The organism is Candidatus Infernicultor aquiphilus (assembly GCF_002784285.1).
GTDB lineage: Bacteria > Atribacterota > Phoenicimicrobiia > Phoenicimicrobiales > Phoenicimicrobiaceae > Infernicultor > Infernicultor aquiphilus.
In genome coordinates this window covers 1-1203 of record NZ_PFKO01000048.1, presented here as the reverse complement: position 1 = coordinate 1203, position 1203 = coordinate 1, and the positions used below count along the sequence as shown (strand labels likewise).

General features: G+C 32.8%; 1 protein-coding gene and 1 pseudogene. Both read right to left on the bottom strand.

All coding sequences use genetic code 11. The features are described from left to right. Positions 1-548: ATP-binding protein (locus COZ07_RS01465; RefSeq protein ID WP_406606824.1), on the bottom strand; the 548-nt coding region annotated here is incomplete at its 3' end. A 112-nt stretch (positions 549-660) separates the two neighbouring features. Next, a pseudogene (locus COZ07_RS01460) lies at positions 661-1203 on the bottom strand (restriction endonuclease subunit R); the annotation flags it as partial.

Here is a 1203-nt window from a genome sequence, read left to right as displayed (position 1 = left end):
AAGGGTTCCGGAAATCCACTAAGCTCAAAAAGATCACCCCACAGAGCATAGTCGGTTTGATTATCCTCTTGAAAATGAAAGGGGTTGCTTATGAAATCAGTTATCGAGTTTTGTTTATTGATCAATTCTGAATAGGTAAAAGGTAATAGATGAAATTTCATATATCTGCCGGCCAGGGAATCTCCCCCTTCTTGATACAAATCTAATCTACCGCTACCGGTAACCAGAATCTTGTATTCTTCAGCAAATCGGTCATAAACTCCTTTGAGATAATTCTTCCAATTGCTGTATTTATGAATTTCATCAAAAATAACCAACGGAATCGATTCATCCATCCGGTCGACTTTCTCAAAGAAGTAAGGATCCCGGATCAATACTTTCTTGCTGGGAATATCATCCCAATTAAAGTAAACTTGATTGTTAAAACCCCTGGCAATTATCTTTGCAAAGGTCGTTTTTCCGCTTTGCCGGGGACCGGATAAAAATACCATATTTTTATAAGAGGATAGCTTTTGCCATATTTTCTGATAAAGGATTCTCTCTTTCATAGCACCCATAATACTAATTAATTCGAAAAAAGTCAAGACTATTTTAGATAAGACTTGAAAAAAGTCACTTTCAATAATAAAATCTCGACTTCTCTCTCTTAAGGTTCACTTTTCAAATTACAGTTTCCAACATCTTTCCAATATTAGTAAACCAATATTGCGAGTGTTCTGGAAATCTTTGACGTGCCGTTGAAGCATCTCGAGAGATAAAAAATAATTTTACTCCTACTTTAAATCCATGGTAATTAATTTCTTTAAACTTTTCTCCGAAAATGTTTTTGTATCCATTGAGTTTATCTGCCCAACCCGAATGTTCAATCCCTTTTGGATCAACGAAAACAATAAAGTATTTATTGCCCTTTTGAAGCCAAAAAATGAAATCTGGATTAAAATTACTTATTTTATTTTCATTTGGATTATAGTAGGGGATATAAACTTCATCTAAACTCTCATCTAATTTACTAAACATCCACCAATCAAAATCTTTTAGCCTATTATCCCCTGAAATTAAATAGTTTTCTAAATTCTCAACAAATCTTACTTCGCTGGGAGTTTTAATTATATGACTAATATAACTTATTTTTTCTTCTGTAGAATTAGTTTCAGACCATATCAGAGGAATATAATAATGGTGAGCAACGTATTTAATTTTAAT